Annotated in this window: 17 protein-coding genes; 11 read left to right on the top strand and 6 right to left on the bottom strand. The window is 43.1% G+C overall.

Features of this window, described 5'->3' with window-relative positions; translation table 11 throughout:
• Nucleotides 1-12 precede the first annotated feature (12 nt).
• The gene (locus tag ECA1_RS10900) at nucleotides 13-750 is read left to right on the top strand and encodes a MurR/RpiR family transcriptional regulator (RefSeq protein WP_060792483.1); all 738 of its coding nucleotides are present in this window, start codon (nucleotides 13-15) and stop codon (nucleotides 748-750) included.
• Between the two features lie 23 nt (nucleotides 751-773).
• Here the strand turns inward: ECA1_RS10900 and ECA1_RS10895 are convergent, their stop codons facing one another.
• On the bottom strand, nucleotides 774-1,544 hold the full coding sequence (locus ECA1_RS10895) for a MurR/RpiR family transcriptional regulator (protein WP_015509458.1): 771 nt from the start codon (nucleotides 1,542-1,544) through the stop codon (nucleotides 774-776).
• Between the two features lie 171 nt (nucleotides 1,545-1,715).
• Here ECA1_RS10895 and ECA1_RS10890 point away from each other — a divergent pair, with 171 nt between their 5' ends.
• From ECA1_RS10890 to ECA1_RS10845, 10 genes are all read left to right on the top strand, one after another.
• Nucleotides 1,716-3,107 (top strand): glycoside hydrolase family 1 protein, encoded by a 1,392-nt coding sequence (locus ECA1_RS10890; protein WP_060792482.1) that lies wholly within the window; start codon nucleotides 1,716-1,718, stop codon nucleotides 3,105-3,107.
• Between the two features lie 12 nt (nucleotides 3,108-3,119).
• Nucleotides 3,120-4,424, top strand: coding sequence for a PTS sugar transporter subunit IIC (locus tag ECA1_RS10885; protein ID WP_060792481.1), 1,305 nt, complete (start codon nucleotides 3,120-3,122; stop codon nucleotides 4,422-4,424).
• A gap of 1 nt (nucleotide 4,425) precedes the next feature.
• On the top strand, nucleotides 4,426-4,671 hold the full coding sequence (locus ECA1_RS10880; RefSeq protein WP_060792480.1) for a hypothetical protein: 246 nt from the start codon (nucleotides 4,426-4,428) through the stop codon (nucleotides 4,669-4,671).
• 140 nt (nucleotides 4,672-4,811) lie between these two features.
• Nucleotides 4,812-6,110 carry a PTS sugar transporter subunit IIC gene (locus ECA1_RS10875; protein WP_060792479.1) on the top strand — a complete coding sequence of 433 codons (1,299 nt, stop codon included), beginning with the start codon at nucleotides 4,812-4,814 and terminating at the stop codon, nucleotides 6,108-6,110.
• 28 nt (nucleotides 6,111-6,138) lie between these two features.
• On the top strand, nucleotides 6,139-6,390 hold the full coding sequence (locus ECA1_RS10870; protein ID WP_060792478.1) for a hypothetical protein: 252 nt from the start codon (nucleotides 6,139-6,141) through the stop codon (nucleotides 6,388-6,390).
• A 1-nt stretch (nucleotide 6,391) separates the two neighbouring features.
• Nucleotides 6,392-7,486, top strand: a complete 1,095-nt coding sequence (locus tag ECA1_RS10865; protein WP_060792477.1) for a DUF871 domain-containing protein — start codon at nucleotides 6,392-6,394, stop codon at nucleotides 7,484-7,486.
• A gap of 4 nt (nucleotides 7,487-7,490) precedes the next feature.
• Nucleotides 7,491-8,603 (top strand): amidohydrolase/deacetylase family metallohydrolase, encoded by a 1,113-nt coding sequence (locus ECA1_RS10860; RefSeq protein ID WP_060792476.1) that lies wholly within the window; start codon nucleotides 7,491-7,493, stop codon nucleotides 8,601-8,603.
• Nucleotides 8,587-9,693: a DgaE family pyridoxal phosphate-dependent ammonia lyase gene (locus ECA1_RS10855; protein ID WP_060792475.1), complete on the top strand. Its 1,107-nt coding sequence runs from the start codon at nucleotides 8,587-8,589 to the stop codon at nucleotides 9,691-9,693. Before ECA1_RS10860 ends, ECA1_RS10855 begins: the two co-directional genes overlap by 17 nt.
• Complete coding sequence (gene dagF / locus ECA1_RS10850) at nucleotides 9,690-10,439, top strand: 2-dehydro-3-deoxy-phosphogluconate aldolase (protein WP_060792474.1); 750 nt, start codon at nucleotides 9,690-9,692, stop codon at nucleotides 10,437-10,439. Before ECA1_RS10855 ends, dagF begins: the two co-directional genes overlap by 4 nt.
• Nucleotides 10,440-10,449: 10 nt before the next feature.
• On the top strand, nucleotides 10,450-11,454 hold the full coding sequence (locus tag ECA1_RS10845) for a sugar kinase (protein WP_015509465.1): 1,005 nt from the start codon (nucleotides 10,450-10,452) through the stop codon (nucleotides 11,452-11,454).
• Between the two features lie 106 nt (nucleotides 11,455-11,560).
• Here ECA1_RS10845 and ECA1_RS10840 read toward each other — a convergent pair whose 3' ends face one another.
• The 5 genes from ECA1_RS10840 to ECA1_RS10820 form a co-directional block, all read right to left on the bottom strand.
• Nucleotides 11,561-12,139, bottom strand: coding sequence for a TMEM175 family protein (locus ECA1_RS10840; protein WP_060792473.1), 579 nt, complete (start codon nucleotides 12,137-12,139; stop codon nucleotides 11,561-11,563).
• A 99-nt stretch (nucleotides 12,140-12,238) separates the two neighbouring features.
• A complete protein-coding gene (locus tag ECA1_RS10835) occupies nucleotides 12,239-12,799 on the bottom strand; it encodes a TetR/AcrR family transcriptional regulator (protein WP_010747950.1) in 561 nt (186 codons plus the stop codon).
• A gap of 2 nt (nucleotides 12,800-12,801) precedes the next feature.
• Complete coding sequence (locus tag ECA1_RS10830; protein WP_060792472.1) at nucleotides 12,802-13,725, bottom strand: phytoene/squalene synthase family protein; 924 nt, start codon at nucleotides 13,723-13,725, stop codon at nucleotides 12,802-12,804.
• Nucleotides 13,715-15,202, bottom strand: coding sequence for a phytoene desaturase family protein (locus ECA1_RS10825; RefSeq protein ID WP_060792471.1), 1,488 nt, complete (start codon nucleotides 15,200-15,202; stop codon nucleotides 13,715-13,717). Before ECA1_RS10825 ends, ECA1_RS10830 begins: the two co-directional genes overlap by 11 nt.
• Nucleotides 15,199-15,915: an ABC transporter ATP-binding protein gene (locus tag ECA1_RS10820; RefSeq protein WP_005225713.1), complete on the bottom strand. Its 717-nt coding sequence runs from the start codon at nucleotides 15,913-15,915 to the stop codon at nucleotides 15,199-15,201. Before ECA1_RS10820 ends, ECA1_RS10825 begins: the two co-directional genes overlap by 4 nt.
• Between the last annotated feature and the right edge of the window lie 7 nt (nucleotides 15,916-15,922).

Genomic DNA, 15,922 nt, shown 5'->3' with positions numbered 1-15,922 from the left:
AGGAGAAAACTGATGGAACTCACTGCCGAGAATAAGTCATTTAGTAAGAAAGAATGGCAACTATTTCAGTACGTATTAAATCAGCAAGCAGAAGTCTGTTCGATGTCTATTCGTGAGTTGGCGGATGCAACAAAAACTAGCTCAACGACTGTTCTGCGGTTTTGTCGAAAATTTGATTGCGGAGGTTTTTCAGAATTTAAAATCAAATTGAAAAGGACGTTACAGAAACAAGGAAAGACTGATCGATTATTCAAACAAGATAAAAAAGCCCTGCACTATTTTTTTGAACGTATGGATGAATCCTTCTATCGAGAAACATTATTAACGATTGCTAAACGAATAAGCAAAACAAAACTTTTAATCTTAGCCAGTGACAGGGAATCGACACTTGCTTTGACCTATGCCCAACAAAAGTTTGCACGTTTAGATAAGATCGTGTGCGTAGAGGAAGAAACAACATCGATTAAATCCGTTTGGCGAACCTTAAGTAGCGAAGCCACGTTGCTGGTTTTTTCTAATAAAGGCGCCGATCCATTCCTTGAATCCTTGATTACTGAATGTACCACCGCTGGAATTTCGACCATTTCACTAACAAATCGTTCGACAACGTCAATTGCCAGACTTTCTGAGCGAAACTTTGCTTACTATTTTTCCGATAATCAAGCAGCTGATTCATTGTCCTCACAAATTCCAGCCATTTATTTGGTGGAACTTTTATTTGATTTAGTTACAGATTGTGAAGATCGCTGAATAAATGAAACTACCTGCGCCTATCAGAGAAGTTCTTCTGATAGGCGTATTCTTTTGGCAATTTTTTCAATTAAATAAATTGCTGGTAGTTGAGAAGTCAGTTCAATGGTTTTCTCTTTTTTTTGACTGGCTTTAAAAATGGTCTCTCTTTCGATGTAATAGGGCACCGTTAAGTCGGATAACTGGCTGATAGTTGAATCTTCGGTATTCGTGATGGCAATAATCTGACAATCTTTTTGATTTAACTTTTGTAAGTATCGAATCATTTCTTGTGTTTCCCCAGAAATCGACAAAACAATGATACCGGTTTTGCACAATATGTCTTCAGGAAACCAGTCGATAGGATAATTTGAGGGATCGTCAACTTTTAATGCCGTTTTTCCCAAGTCAGTAAAATAGAGTGCGCCATATTCCGCAATCGTTTCAGATAAGCCTGATCCAATAAATAGCACGAAGCTTTTGTTCTTAAGAATCTCTGTTGCTCGATCGATTCTTTCAGATAAAAAGGGCTGGTTTACTCGCTTCAAGAAATCAATTGTTTGGGACTCATCACTATCGGATATTTTAGATTTTACGAGAGAATCTAAGTAAAAGCGCAAATTGATCTTAAATTCGGTAAACGTATCACATTCAAATTTCTTGCAAAAACGGCTAATACTAGCAGTACTGGTATGGGTCTCTTTGGCAAGTTCTTTCATCTTCATTTTAGACACTGAAGCCAAGTTTTTTGATACAAATCGGTAAACCTCGTATTCTAGTGCAGTAAGTTCAGGATTGTAGTCAAGAAAAAGCATGATGCACCTCCGTAACAAAGTGTTTTTTTTGTGGAACAAGTGACAAGGGATGAAAACGTTCTCTATTTAGGATTATAACATTATATTGATTTTACTTCATGCTATACTTTCGTTGTTCAATAATGTAAGCGGATGCTTCGCTTAGTAATAAAGGAATTGTAGGAGGGCGACATGGAGTATAATTTTTCGAAGGACTTTTTCTGGGGTGCAGCAACGAGTGCGACACAATCAGAAGGAACGATAGCTGGAGACAATAAAGGAGAAAACATTTGGGATTATGCCTCAAAAAACTATAACCATCGGTTTTTTGAAGGAGTTACAACAGAACATACATCAAGGTTTTATCAGGAAATGGAAGCGGATTTGGATCGAATGGCGGCACTTTCTTTTAATTCTTTTCGGACTTCGATCTCTTGGTCACGTCTTATTCCCGAAGGTACAGGGGAAGTTAATCCTGAAGCTGTTGACTTTTATACCAGAATGCTTGATGGGTTAAATCAAAGAGGCATCAAACCGTTTATCAATCTTTATCACTTTGACATGCCAATGAAATTACAAGAAATCGGCGGATTTGAAAATCGTGAGGTCATCGAAGCGTATCGGGCGTATGCGAAAATTTGTTTTGATCTATTTCATGAGAAAGTTGCGTACTGGTTTACCTTTAATGAGCCGATGATTCCAGCAGAAGCCGGCTATTTGCATGACCGACACTACCCTTATGTAGTAGATTTTAAACGGGCGGCACAAGTACTTCACCATATCATCCTTGCTCACTGTGAGGCAGTTAAGGTCTTTCGACAAGGAACTTATCAAGGAAAAATCGGTATCATCATGGATGTGATCCCAGTTTACCCAAGAAGCCAGCATCCTGCCGACTTAAAAGCAGCGGAAATGGCAGACCTCTTCTATACTCGCTCCCTTAATGAAGCGATTTTAAAAGGTCGTTACCCACAGGAGTTAAGGGCTATTTTAACGCGCTACGACCAAATGCCACGAGTGGAAGAACAAGATCTTGCTTTGATTGCTGAAACAACGATTGATCTGTTAGGGATCAATTATTACCGTCCACGGCGAGTGAAAGCCAAAGAATCTTTGCCTAATCCCGAGGGAGTTTTCTCACCAGAATGGTTTTACGATGATTACGAGATGCCTGGCAGAAGAATGAATACTTCAAGGGGGATTGAGATTTATCCTCATGGCTTGTATGATATCGCTAAAAAAATCCAGTTAGAATATGGGAATATTGATTGGTTTGTTTCAGAAAATGGCATCGGGATTCAGGGAGAAGAAACATTTATCGAAGGGGGGCAAGTGCAAGACAACTACCGAATTGCTTTTTTAAAAGAGCATTTAATTGAGCTTCATCAAGCAATGATGGAGGGGAGTAACTGTCTGGGGTATCACATGTGGACATTTGTGGACTGTTGGAGTTGGCAGAATGCGTTCAAAAATCGCTATGGCTTTTATCGTCTGGATTTAGAAACGGGAGAAAAAACGATGAAAAAGTCTGGCCTATGGTTTAAAGAAGCGATTCAAAAAAATGGTTTTTCAAACGAATTTTAGGAGGGTTTTATAATGAAAGTTTTAGACTCGGTTGCAATGAAGTTATTACCGATTGCCAATGCTATTGGACAGCAGCGGCACTTGCAGGCTATTCGAAATGGGTTGATTTCTATTTTACCGCTCACGATCGTTGGCTCTTTTTTCACTATTATTTTAAATTTGCCGATTCCTGGTTATACCGAATGGGTCGCTCCTTATTTACCGGCACTTGACATTCCTTTTCGATTTACGGTGGGGTTAATGTCTCTCTATGCCTCATTTACGATTGGCTCCAACTTAGGTGCTAGTTACAAACTCGATCGGATAACAAGTGGGTTTTTATCCATGTTAGCGACGATTTTAATGGTCGTTCCGATCAATTTGGCGGAAGGCATCAGCACGACAGGAGATGCCGTACTTGCAGGAAGGTATTTACCCATCGCTTCCCTTGGATCCCAAGGATTATTCGGTGCGATCATTGCGGCACTAGTTTCAGTAGAGATTTATCATTTTACAAAAGCAAAAAACTTGGAAATCAAGATGCCAGAAGGCGTACCGCCTGTTGTAGGCGAATCCTTTGCGGCACTCCTACCAACCTTGCTGGTTATCTTAGTCTTTTGGATTCCGCGCCACTTTTTCGGCTTTGATTTAAATGGATTGCTGACGATCGCCATCTCTCCTTTAAAAGGTTTCTTAACAGGTAATAATTTGATAGGCGGAATCATCACACCATTTGTTATCTGCGTTTTCTGGGTATTGGGTATTCATGGCCATGCCGTTTTAGGACCCATCATTCGTCCATTTTGGGATCAAGCAATTTTAGAAAATGCGGAATTATTCCAAAACGGTATGTCTGCCTTTGATCTACCAAATCTTTTTACCGAACAATTTTATCAATGGTATGCGCAAATGGGTGGTACTGGATCAACGCTTGCATTGGTTGTTTTGTTTATGTTCTCTCGTTCAAACTATTTAAAACAATTGGGTCGTCTTTCCATTTTACCAGGGATTTTTAATATTAATGAACCGATGATCTTTGGGACGCCAATTGTGATGAATCCACTGTTGGCAATTCCGTTTATTCTTGTGCCAATCGCTAATACTATCTTAGTCTATATCGTTACCGCTTTAGATTGGATGCCTAAGATGATGGTCAAACCACCATTTTCGATTCCCGCACCTCTTGGCGCATTGATTACCTCAAATTGGAATTGGGTTGCTTGTTTGATGGTCTTCGTCTGTTTCTTCGTTTCATTAGCGATTTACTATCCATTCTTTAAAGCATTTGAGAAACTTCAAGTGGCGCAAGAGCTAGAAACAGCTAAAGAAGGTGAGTAGAATGGTTCTAGTAGTGAGTTGTTTGCTCTTGATTTTTCTGACCCATCTTCTTTTAGAAAAAAATAATGCCAAAATCACGCTGGCTTTTTGGAAACTGTTACTTGTTTCCTTACTTTTCTTACTCAGTTTGTTTTTCTTGTTGATCCGCACTCCTTTGGCACCAGTTTTCATTTTGTTACTTATTATCAATTGTACCGTCATCCAAAATCGTTTTATGTATCAGTATCGACCGAAAAGACAACGATAGGACGCTTGATGTTTACTGTAGGAAATGTTATTGCGAAAAGATTATTCTATCTACTGTTTAAAAAACTATTTACGAACCCAGATCCTCTGTGCTATTATCCTTGTATAAACATTATAATGTTATAAACTAAGGAGGCAATTATGAAAGGGTTTGTAGAATTTATAGAACAGAAGTTGATGCCGATTGCAAATAAAGTGGGGACGCAACGGCACATGGTAGCGATTCGTAAGGGGATCATCGCTACGTTACCATTAACGATCGTTGGGTCTTTCTTCACGATCTTACTGAATTTTCCCATCGAATCAGTCGCTGCGGTGATCGAACCGTATCGGGAAGTTTTGGATATTCCCTTTCGTTATACAGTCGGATTATTGGCATTGTATGCAACGTATGGGATTGCTTCATCGCTAGCCAAAAGCTACAAGCTGGATTCATTGACTGCGGGTATCTTAGCAACGATGTCCTTTCTTGTAACCGCTGCACCACCGTTGCGAGTCTTTGATTCTGTGGAAGGCATCATTGATGCGGGACGTTATATCAATGTGGCAAATTTAGGGTCAGGCTCTTTGTTTGGCGCGATCGTCACGGCGATCTTGTCCGTTGAAATCTATCGTTTCTTTATCGTAAAAAACATTACCATCAAAATGCCAGATGGCGTGCCACCAGAAGTGACGAATTCATTCATGGCGTTGATTCCTGGAGGAGCGATCCTGATATTGTTCTGGGTGATCCGTCATATGTTAGGCTTTGATATCAATGGCTTTTTAAGTAACTTGTTGATGCCGTTAAAAGACGTGCTAGCTGGTAACAGCTTGTTTGGTGGTTTATTGACTGTCTTCTTGATCTGTTTCTTCTGGGTACTGGGGATTCATGGACCAGCCATCATAGGTCCTGTCATTCGTCCATTCTGGGATATTTCCATTGCTGAAAATATGGAAGCGTTCCAAGCATCTGGTAATGCGCATGAATTGCCTAATATTTTTACGGAACAATTTTTACAATGGTTCGTCTGGATCGGTGGAGCCGGTACGACCTTGGCGTTGGTCGTTTTGTTCTTCTTCTCCAAATCAAAATACTTGAAACAATTGGGCCGTTTGTCCATCCTGCCAGGCTTATTCAATATCAATGAACCAGTGATTTTCGGTGCACCGATCGTAATGAACCCAATCTTAGGCATTCCGTTCTTGGTGGCACCGTTGATTACGACAACGATTTCTTACTTCGCGACCATTACGGGTGTCGTACCGATGATGGCTGCCAGACTTGGGTTTGCCATTCCAGCACCAATCGCCGCCTGGATGAGTACGGACTGGAGTATCGCAGCAGCGATTTTAGTGATCATCAACTTCTTTATTACACTCGCAATCTATTACCCATTCTTTAAAGTCTTTGAGAAACAGCAGATTGCCCGCGAACAAGAAGAAGAAACTGCCGCTTAAGCAAGACAAAAAAGAGTGAGGTGCAAACATGGGGATTTATGCCATTTGTTTATTTTTTGGTTGTCAAATTTGGTTAACAAAATCAGCACAAGGGAAAAAAATTCAAGAAGTGCCGTTTTGGCGGATGCTTTTGTTCGGGCTTCTTGGCGTTGCTGCAGCGATCCTACTGAGCCGTCAGTTTCCGTGGGGACCATTTTTGACGATAACGGCGACGATTGTTTGCAGTTCGCTTTTACTGACACGTTTTACTGCTTTTTATGAAGAAATGAGGATGAGATAAGTTGAAAAGACAACTAGGAGTATCGGTGTATCCCGATCACAGTGATTTTGAAACAGACAAAGCCTATCTGCAATTAGCCCATGATTATGGCTTTAGCCGCATTTTTATGAGTATGCTGGAAGTGAGTGACGGCAAAGAAAACGTGCAGAAAAAGTTTAAAGCGTTGATTGATTTTGCCAAAGGATTAGGCTATGAAACGATTTTAGACGTGGCACCAGCCATCTTTTCGGAACTAGGCATCTCCTATGATGACTTGACCTTTTTCCATGAAATAGGTGCCGATGGGATTCGTTTAGATTTAGGCTTTGACGGCAATAAAGAAGCGATGTTGACCTACAATCCCTTTGGCTTAGCTGTTGAATTGAATATGAGCAATGATGTGGCGTATTTAGACAATATTTTGACCTATCAAGCCAACATTCCTTACTTATACGGCTGCCACAATTTCTATCCGCAAGAAGGGACTGCCTTGCCCTATGATTTCTTTGAAAAATGCAGTCGTCGTTTCAAGGAAAAAGGCATTCGAACCGCCGCATTTATCTCTTCTCAAACGGGAACGATCGGACCTTGGGATATCAATGATGGCTTACCGACCTTAGAAATGCACCGGAAAATGCCTGTAGAAACAGCTGCAAAGCATTTGTTTGCCACAGGCTTGATCGACGATGTCATTATCGGAAATGCTTATGCTTCTGAAGCAGAATTGGCAGCGTTAGGAGCGATTGATCGCTACCAGACTGCATTTGCTATTGAATTTGTGCCTGAAATCAATGAAGTTGAACGCCAAATCGCCCTGGACGAGCAGCATTACCGTCGAGGCGACATCACCGATCGGATGATCCGTTCTACAGAAGTTCGTAAAAAGTATAAGAACCATGACAATCCTGTCCATGACCACGAAGGCGTCTTTCAACGAGGGGACGTTGTGATTGGCAATGATCGTTTTGGCAAGTACAAAAACGAGCTGCAAGTCGTGCTAGAGCCTCACTCAGATCCACGAAAAAATAAAATCGGTTCGATCGTCGAACAAGAGTTAGTTCTGCTGCCCTTTATCCATCCTTGGTCGAAATTCACTTTCACAGAGAGGAAGGTGTAACGAAATGTTTGATTTGATTATTCGTCAAGCCCACACGATCGATGAAGAAGTATTTGATATTGGGATTCAAGACGGCAAAATCACTGCTCTGGCACCCACGTTGCAGGAGCAGGCGAAACAAGAGCTGACCTTAGCAGAAGGGGAGTTCTTGTCAGCTGGTTGGATCGATGACCATGTCCATTGTTTCGAGGAAATGACGCTCTATTATGATTATCCAGACGAGATCGGTGTCAAACAAGGCGTCACGACCGTTATCGATGCGGGGACGACGGGCGCTGAAAATATCCATCGGTTTTATGATTTAGCCAAAGAAGCCAAAACCAATGTCTTTGCTTTAGTCAACATTTCCAAATGGGGGATCGTAGAGCAGGATGAACTTGCGGATCTGTCAAAAGTCAAAAAAGAATTGGTCAAAGAAGCACTGCAGAAGTTTCCTGACTTTATCGTCGGGATCAAAGCCCGAATGAGCAAAACGGTGATCGGCGAAAATGGCATCACGCCGTTGAAATTAGCGAAAACGATCCAAGCTGAAAATCAACCGCTGCCTTTGATGGTCCACATCGGCTCAGCACCACCGAATTTAGCAGAGATTCTCGCTGAATTGGAAACAGGCGATGTGGTGACCCATTGCTTTAACGGCAAAGCCAATGGGATTTTGGATCAAACGAACCAAACCATCAAGCCTTTCGTATTTGCTGCCTATGAAAAAGGCTTGGTCTTCGATATTGGTCATGGGACAGACAGTTTCAATTTTGACGTGGCGGAGACAGCCTTTGCCAATCAGCTGAAGGCTTCTTCCATTAGTACGGATATCTATATCCGCAATCGTACCAATGGACCAGTCTTTGATTTAGCGACGACTATGGAAAAATTAGCGGTCGTAGGGTATGATTGGCGTGAGATCATCGAGAAGGTGACCAGTGCCCCTGCGAAGCAATTTCATTTACAAAACAAAGGCGAGATCGCATTGGGATATGATGCTGATTTTACGATTTTCCGCTTTGAAGCGGGCGAAAAGGAATTGACGGATTCTAACGGCAATCGCCGAATCACGACACAACAGATCGTGCCGCAAAAAGCGGTGATAGGAGGGGAACTTTTTGACACTGAATATTGAAGAATTAGACTTGAAAGAAGTCATCAATGCTTCTGGCAAAATGACGATTCTAGGTGTCTCGAAAGTCAGCGAAAGTGTGCTTGCAGCCCAGCGCTATGGCGGGGAGCATTTCTTTGAAATGGCAGATCTAGCAGAAAAAACTGGGGCCTATTTAGCAAAATTGTTGAAAACGGAAGATGCACAGATCGTTTCTTCCGCTTCAGCGGGGATCGCCCAATCGGTGGCGGCACTCATCGGTCAAGGCGACAGCTATCATTTGTATCATCCATATAGTGAGAAAATCAGTAAGCGGGAGATCATTTTGCCCAAAGGCCACAACGTAGATTATGGCACACCAGTGGAAGTGATGGTAGCACAAGGCGGTGGGAAGGTCGTGGAAGCAGGCTATGCCAATATGTGTACACCCGAGCACATTGAACAGATGATCACGCCCGAAACAGCGGCGATTCTCTACATAAAGAGTCATCACACCGTTCAAAAAAGTATGCTGACGGTAGCAGAAACGGCCCAAGTTGCCAAGGCACACGATCTTCCATTGATCGTTGATGCGGCTGCTGAGGAAGATTTGTTTGCCTATACCCAAGCTGGTGCTGATTTAGTGATCTATTCAGGTGCCAAAGCACTGTCAGGACCGAGTGCTGGCTTAGTGATCGGCAAGCAGCCCTATGTCTCTTGGGTGCGCCTGCAATCCAAAGGGATAGGTCGAGCAATGAAAATCGGTAAAGACAATATTCTCGGATTTACCCAAGCCGTGACGGATTATCTAGCGGAGGGAACAGAATCTGGCGCTTCGATGCAAGAGCGTCTGCAACCATTTATTGCGGCAATCAATGAAATCACTGGTTTCGAAGCAAAAATCGTTCAAGACAGCGCGGGCAGAGACATTTATCGGGCGAGTGTTAAAGTGAAAGAACCAAGTGCCAAAGCAGTGATCGACGCGCTAAAAGCAGGAGAACCAGCGATTTATACCCGTGAGTACCAAGCCAATAACGGCATTATTGAATTTGATATCCGAGCAGTCAATGAACAAGAAATGGCAGTGATCACTGATCGCTTACAAGAAATTATGTTAGGAGCAACCCAAAAATGAAAACTTCACCCAATTATTTCGCTGACCGTGTCTGTCTAAATGTGTTAGCAAACTCCATCGACAATGCGAAAGCTTGTTACGAAGCAGCAGAGGGCAACATCGTCCTAGGTGTTTTATCAAAAAACTATGATAGTGACGAGGCGGCTATCGCTGACATGAAGAACTATCAAGTGGCAACAAATAATGCCCTTTCTGTAGGGCTTGGTGCTGGCGACCCCAATCAAAGTGAAATGGTCTCCCGAATTTCCGCTGTTCTTCAACCACAGCATGTTAACCAAGTGTTCACGGGAGCGGGGACCTCACGAGCTTTGCTAGGACAATCTGAAACGATCGTCAATGCCCTGGTTTCACCAACGGGAAAAGTCGGCTATGTCAATATTGCGACTGGTCCATTGAGTTCACAAACTCCAGCTGCAGAAGTCCCAGTTGAAACAGCGATCGCTTTATTAAAAGACATGGGCGCTAGTTCTATCAAGTATTTTCCAATGAAAGGGTTGGCTCATAAAGCAGAATATCAAGCGGTAGCCGAGGCTTGTGCCGCGAATGATTTTTATTTGGAACCGACCGGCGGTATCGATTTAGAAAACTTTGAAGAAATCTTGCAGATTGCTGTTGATGCAGGCGTGAAAAAAATCATTCCGCATATTTACAGCTCGATCATCGATGGAGAAACAGGGGACACACGCCCTGGAGATGTACAGACATTAGCAGAAATGACGAAAAAGGTGTTCGCAGCAGCCAAATAGGGGGGGATCAATGATGCGGATCGGTGCTTACGGTGAGGTAATGATGCGGTTGACGCCACCAGAATATCGAACGTTGGAACAGACCCACTCTTTGCGAATGGATTTTACGGGAACAGGGGTCAATCTGTTAGGCAATTTGGCGCATTTCGGCTTGACGACGTCGATGCTGACGCAGGTGCCAGCCAACCGATTAGGAGATACGGCAAAAGCCAGCTTGCGTTCCTATGGAATCCAGACGGCATTTGTTGGCAAAAAATATAGTCATATCGGCAGTTATTTCGCCGAGATCGGCTACGGCGCTCGTCCGACCTATGTGACGTATCAAAATCGCCATCATAGTTCCTTTGGCGTTTCAGGTCCAGAAGAATATGCTATCGATGGGTTTTTAGAAACGGTCGATCTCATTCATATTTGCGGGATCTCTCTTAGTTTGACTGAGAAAACTTGGCAAACAGCTTTGGCTTTGGCGAAACAGGCCCATGCCAAGCAGATTCGCGTCTGCTTTGATTTCAACTTCCGTCCAAGCTTGAATGAAGAATTAAATCGGGAGGTACTGAAACAACGGTATGAAACGATCCTACCCTATTGTGATCTAGTTTTCGGCTCTGTCCGTGACTTGGAGGAGCTCTTGGCTTATCCCTTAGAGGAAACAGAAGGCGCAGAGCTTGCGTTGATCCAATCCTTTATTGACCAGTATCAACTAGAATGGTTCTGCGGGACACGGCGTCTAGCCGTGGAAGACAAGCAGTTTATCAGCGGAAGGATCATTACGGCACAAGATACCTATGAAACGGCACCGCAGCTGCTGCAAGTGTTGGATCGGATCGGGGCAGGGGATGCCTATGCTGCTGGCGTATTATTAGGCTATGCCGAAAAATGGTCGCTCCAACGCACCGCTGATTTTGCTATCACGAATGCAGTTTTGGCTCATACGATGCTGGGAGATGTCCCCTTAACCACCAAAGAACAAGTTGAACAAGTCTTGCAGGCACCTGGGAAAGACTTGATTCGCTAGAAAAAACACTTGCGTCCTTCTCTTGATGGATGACTGTGCAAAAGTAGACCAATCGGCTGCTTGTGCGCAATCATTCACCGCTTTTAGGAGAAGGACGCAAGTGTTTTTATTGTTTTAAAAAGGTTTCTACTTTTTTCTCAGGGATCACCCACAACAATAGCACGAGACTATCCAGTGTGATGATAAACAGGGGATGGATCAGCCCGCCCAGGAGCAATGCCAGCACGTTGATAAACAACGTAAAGTAGAGTTTCTTGTATCCGCGAAACAGTTCCACGATGGCTTGATTGTCAGGATTGGCACGAACCAAGGATTTTCCAACTAGGAAATAGCTGAAATCCGTCAATAAAATGACAGCCCCGTATAGCAGCTGTGGGGCAAAAGCGACTGGATAACGACTGACCCATGACGTTACAAAAGGAAAGAGGGTCAGTGCCAGAATCAACAAATGATTCGCCCACAAGGTCCAACCGTCGATTTTAGACACTACTTGAAATAGATGATGGTGATTGTTCCAGTAGATCGCTAACATCACAAAGCTGATCAAATAAATAATAAATTGCTGTTCCACTCCTAAAAAAGAAGCAAAGGTATCGCCTTCGGGCTGGTGCAATTCCAATACTAATAAGGTCATTACGATCGCAATGACCGCATCCGTAAAGGCTTCGATTCGATTTTTTGACATGTACATCCATCCTTTTAAGTTTCTGTTTACTGGATCAGTGTACGCGATTGTCAGAAATTCGTCGAATGATTATTCTCGGGACAAAAGCCAACGTTCCAGCTATTTCGCAATTGGCCCATTGCCTAGTGCACCGAATAAAAACAAATCGATCGCTTCTGGCATCTTGTCTTCTTTTTCTGGTGAGTCCAAATGAGCCGCCATCAGTACTAACAATTGACTGGTGACAAATTCTGGGTCGACATCCGAACGGAGATTGGAATCACTGCGACGAAACAAGTCAAGAAACGGTTCTTTGTAATTTTTCCGCCAAAGCAAGTACAGTTTTTTAGAAGTGTCCTCAGAAACGGTATGCTGAATGTCGTGCATCATCATATAAAAATTGATCCGATGCCGACTTCTTAAAAAAAGAAACATGTTCAAGATTTTTTCAGAGATCGTCAAGGAAGTATCTTCAACGGTCTGATTTAGCTTTCCAGAAACCTCTTGTGCCAAAGAAACCATCACTTCATAATAGATGGCTTCTTTGCCTTTGAAGTGATAATAAAGATTGGGTTGGGTGATGCCGACGGCTTCTGCGATCTGTCTTGTAGAAGTTGCTTGATACCCCTGCTGCATAAACAGGTTCTCTGCCACTCGTAATATTTTTTCTCGCAAGTTCAAAGTCAGCCCTCCCAACGTTCCTGACGAAGCATTTTTTTCGCGGTAAACAAAAGTTGGATTTTCCGTTGTTTCGGTACCGCTGTTTTTTCAGCAAAGACTTGATAGTTGTTTTTGCGAATCACAGTCAAGATTTCCCGATAGATCAAAGCAGCTGCTAATAGAGCTTCACGGCAATCCTCATCGATTTGCGGCATCATGACAAAAGATTCTTGATAAAGCGTCTCTGCCAGTTGCGCCTCGTGTTCCCACATCTCGATAAACTGTGGGTTTTGATTACCAGCTGCTAAAGCCTCTCGCGAAAGGTTGTATTGTGCCAAGACCGTTTGCGGCAAATAGATGCGGCCTATCCGCAGATCCTCGCCAATATCACGTAAAATATTGGTGCGCTGCATCGCTTCACCCAATTTGATGGCGGGCTCTTGAATCGCAGCGGCTGCTTGCGAGAGAATCGGCAAGAGCATCAGACCTACACTGCCAGCTACGTAGTAACTATAGTCAGAAAGCTCTTTTTCAGAGGTGGGCTGCTGGAAGTCAAGGTCTTGTTTTTGCCCCACCAATAGGTCGAAAAAGGGTTGAAATTGCAGATCAAACTGTTGGAAAGAAAGGGTCAATGCCCGCCAAATGGCTTCATCAGGATCTTCTTCCTTGACGGCTTGCGGCAAGTCGATCGTATCGTCTGATACTTGTTTTTGCATTTCTTCCAAGCGTTTTTTCATGGCTTCGATCAACAATGGGTCTTGCTTTTCATCGACGGCATCGTCGGCACGTCGGCAAAAGGCGTAGACGGCATAGACGGCGCGGGCTTTGTCTTTTGGCAATTGAGAAAAGGCGGTATGAAAATTTTTCGAATGCTTTTTTATGATGGCCTCACAGTATAAAAAATCGTTGTCGTATTCATCAAAGACGCTTAATGATTTAACGGTCATCTTTTAACAACTCCTCCACAGCTAACTTGGCACTTTGCATCACGATTGGCACACCCGCTCCTGGATGCGTACTGCTGCCGCAGAAGTATAGGCCTTCTGCATAATCAAATTTATTATGGGGACGATAGTAATTGCTTTGGGCTAAGGTCGGTTTCAAGCCAAATGTCGCACCGTTGTAGGCATTGAACCGATCATTGAACGTATCTGGCGTATACATTTTTTCATACACGATGTGTTCATCAATATCCGTAAAGATCGTTTTTTCTTTTAATAATCCAATGATCTGCTGGCGGTAGCTTTGGATCGTTTCATCCGTCCATTGATCAAATTTAGATAATTCAGGTACTGGGACTAAAACATAAAGACCTTCTTGACCATCAGGTGCTAAGGAAGCATCTTTCAGGGTTGGACGATACAAGTAGAAGGAAGGATCTTCTGGCAGCTTGCCAGCCTCGAAAAGATCGTCTACATTGCGTTTGAAATCATTGGCAAAATAAATGCTGTGGAGTGCGCTATCCTCATATTTTTTGTCCAGACCTAAATAAAGCAAGAAACAAGAACAAGAGTAATCCATCGAAGCGATTTTTTGATTGGTGTATTTGCCGCGTTTTGATTCATCAGGAATCAAGCTTTCCATGGCATAAGGAAAATCAGCCGCACAAATCACGGCATCTGCGGTGATCGTTTCTCCATTGACACGAACGCCTTTGGTTTGCTTGTTTTCGATCAATAATTCATCGATCGGCGTATTGTAATGGATCGTACCGCCTAATTCTTGCAACAAACGTGCCATCCCAGTGGCTAACGTATACATGCCGCCTTTGATGAAATAGACCCCATACATCAACTCGATCATAGGGATGATCGTATAAAGGGACGGCCCTTGGTAAGGGGAGACACCGATATACAAGGTTTGAAACGCCAATGATTTGCGCAGGCGATCATCTTTGACAAATTTAGAAATGGAAGAGTAGGCGTCACTAAACGTTCGCAGCTTTAACCCTGCCCATAATGATTTGGGATTGTAAAAATCTCGCCATGTCCGAAACGACTTGGTGATGAAGGACTCTTTGGCGATCACATAGCGTTTGTAAATATCTGCTAAAAAGGCAAAATAGCCTTGAGCATCTTCTTCTGAGATCGCTTCTAGCGTTTTGGTCAATTCTACTAAGTCATTTGAGAAGGTCAGCGGTTCGTCTTGGGCAAAATACAGCTGCAGCATCGGATCGACTTTCTCCATAGGAATATAGTCATTCGGATCAACGCCAGCAAATTCAAACACTTCACGATAAATTTCAGGCATCATAACGATGGTGGGGCCCACATCAAAGGTAAAGCCGTTTTCCTTGATCTGATTCATTTTGCCCCCAGGTTGACCTTCTTTTTCGTAGAGGGTGACGTCATAGCCAAGTTTTTGCAAACGGACAGCAGCAGCTAATCCTGACACGCCCGCACCGACAACAATAATTTTTTTCATGCTTGCTCCTTCTGCGAATCATCTGATTCGGCTTCTTTTTTCGTGTGTTCTTTTTCTTCTAAAACGCCATCTTTCATGACGAGAACCCGATCACAATAATCTGTTAAACGGGTATCATGGGTCACCATAATGGTGGCTTTTTGTTTTTCTTTGGTTTCTTTTGCTAAGATTTTGACGACTTCGACGGCTTTTTTTGAATCAAGACTCGCCGTTGGTTCATCTGCCAATATGATGGTGGGATCATGATAGAGCGCTCGGGCAATAGCCACACGCTGTCTTTCACCACCAGAAAGCTCATCGGGGTATTTGTTCTGCAGCTTTTCGATCCCAAGTTGTTCAAACAATTCAGTTGCTGATTGCTCTTGGGTTTCTTTGCTGACCTTATCCACTAATTGGAGTTGCTTTTTGACCGTCAAAAAAGGGACAAGGTTGGAAGCTTGTAAAATAAAGCCGATCTTTTTGAAACGAGTTTTTGCCCGTTGCTTTTCTTTTTGTTTACTGAAGGGTTCGTCATTGATAAACACTTCGCCTTCAGAGGGGGCTTGCAGACCACCGGCGATCGTTAGAAAGGTACTTTTCCCAGAGCCAGAAGGACCGATGATGGCGACAAATTCGCCTTTTTCTACCGAAAAGTTGGTTTCTTTCAAGGCTTCAATTGTCGCGTCCCCATCTTTAAATGATTTTTTGACTTGTTTGAATTCAATGGCACTCATGTTTTTT

The organism is Enterococcus casseliflavus NBRC 100478 (genome assembly GCF_001544095.1).
In the GTDB taxonomy this organism is placed as follows: Bacteria; Bacillota; Bacilli; order Lactobacillales; family Enterococcaceae; genus Enterococcus_D; species Enterococcus_D casseliflavus.
Note: the sequence above shows the minus strand (reverse complement) of the source record. Positions and strands in the feature narration are given on the sequence as shown.

What these genes read in the sequence shown, in the direction of transcription:
- ECA1_RS10875 (WP_060792479.1), top strand. Translation starts at nt 4,812, where the DNA reads ATGAAAGGGTTTGTAGAATTTATAGAACAGAAGTTGATGCCGATTGCA.
- ECA1_RS10845 (WP_015509465.1), top strand. Translation starts at nt 10,450, where the DNA reads ATGATGCGGATCGGTGCTTACGGTGAGGTAATGATGCGGTTGACGCCA.
- ECA1_RS10895 (WP_015509458.1), bottom strand. Translation starts at nt 1,544, where the DNA reads ATGCTTTTTCTTGACTACAATCCTGAACTTACTGCACTAGAATACGAG.
- ECA1_RS10870 (WP_060792478.1), top strand. Translation starts at nt 6,139, where the DNA reads ATGGGGATTTATGCCATTTGTTTATTTTTTGGTTGTCAAATTTGGTTA.
- ECA1_RS10820 (WP_005225713.1), bottom strand. Translation starts at nt 15,915, where the DNA reads ATGAGTGCCATTGAATTCAAACAAGTCAAAAAATCATTTAAAGATGGG.
- ECA1_RS10880 (WP_060792480.1), top strand. Translation starts at nt 4,426, where the DNA reads ATGGTTCTAGTAGTGAGTTGTTTGCTCTTGATTTTTCTGACCCATCTT.
- ECA1_RS10900 (WP_060792483.1), top strand. Translation starts at nt 13, where the DNA reads ATGGAACTCACTGCCGAGAATAAGTCATTTAGTAAGAAAGAATGGCAA.
- ECA1_RS10830 (WP_060792472.1), bottom strand. Translation starts at nt 13,725, where the DNA reads ATGACCGTTAAATCATTAAGCGTCTTTGATGAATACGACAACGATTTT.
- ECA1_RS10885 (WP_060792481.1), top strand. Translation starts at nt 3,120, where the DNA reads ATGAAAGTTTTAGACTCGGTTGCAATGAAGTTATTACCGATTGCCAAT.
- dagF (WP_060792474.1), top strand. Translation starts at nt 9,690, where the DNA reads ATGAAAACTTCACCCAATTATTTCGCTGACCGTGTCTGTCTAAATGTG.
- ECA1_RS10840 (WP_060792473.1), bottom strand. Translation starts at nt 12,139, where the DNA reads ATGTCAAAAAATCGAATCGAAGCCTTTACGGATGCGGTCATTGCGATC.
- ECA1_RS10860 (WP_060792476.1), top strand. Translation starts at nt 7,491, where the DNA reads ATGTTTGATTTGATTATTCGTCAAGCCCACACGATCGATGAAGAAGTA.
- ECA1_RS10825 (WP_060792471.1), bottom strand. Translation starts at nt 15,202, where the DNA reads ATGAAAAAAATTATTGTTGTCGGTGCGGGCGTGTCAGGATTAGCTGCT.
- ECA1_RS10890 (WP_060792482.1), top strand. Translation starts at nt 1,716, where the DNA reads ATGGAGTATAATTTTTCGAAGGACTTTTTCTGGGGTGCAGCAACGAGT.